At 53.7% G+C, this 415-nt stretch carries 2 tRNA genes; both read left to right on the top strand.

Features of this window, described 5'->3' with window-relative positions:
* Positions 1-45: 45 nt before the first annotated feature.
* Positions 46-122 (top strand) — tRNA-Ile (locus tag EZI54_RS24120).
* Positions 123-235: 113 nt separating this feature from the next.
* Positions 236-311 (top strand) — tRNA-Ala (locus tag EZI54_RS24115).
* Positions 312-415: the final 104 nt, after the last annotated feature.

Genomic DNA, 415 nt, shown 5'->3' with positions numbered 1-415 from the left:
GTCAGTGGAAGAGAGAGCATAGGGTCTAAACGGGCCCATACCATTGGGTCTGTAGCTCAGGTGGTTAGAGCGCACCCCTGATAAGGGTGAGGTCGGTGGTTCAAGTCCACCCAGACCCACCAGAATTTCACTGCTCGGCGTTATCAAAGCACTTGCATAGCAGGCTATGCGGCGCGCTTTGATGCCTTGATCAGTAAAATTCTAGCCTTCGCAGTTTGAAGGTGAGGCTTTGAATGGGGCCATAGCTCAGCTGGGAGAGCGCCTGCCTTGCACGCAGGAGGTCGGCAGTTCGATCCTGCCTGGCTCCACCAACTTTACGGATACCCTGGCTACGGTCAGTGTGCAGAAACAAGTGTTTCGGGTTGATGAACGATCGACTTCGAAGTCCTTCTTTCTGATCACTGGGTCAGACATG

The sequence above is a fragment of the Marinobacter halodurans genome, assembly GCF_004327985.1.
In the GTDB taxonomy this organism is placed as follows: domain Bacteria; phylum Pseudomonadota; class Gammaproteobacteria; order Pseudomonadales; family Oleiphilaceae; genus Marinobacter_A; species Marinobacter_A halodurans.
The sequence above is the reverse complement of the archived record's forward strand: the minus strand, read 5'-3'. Positions and strand labels throughout refer to the sequence as shown.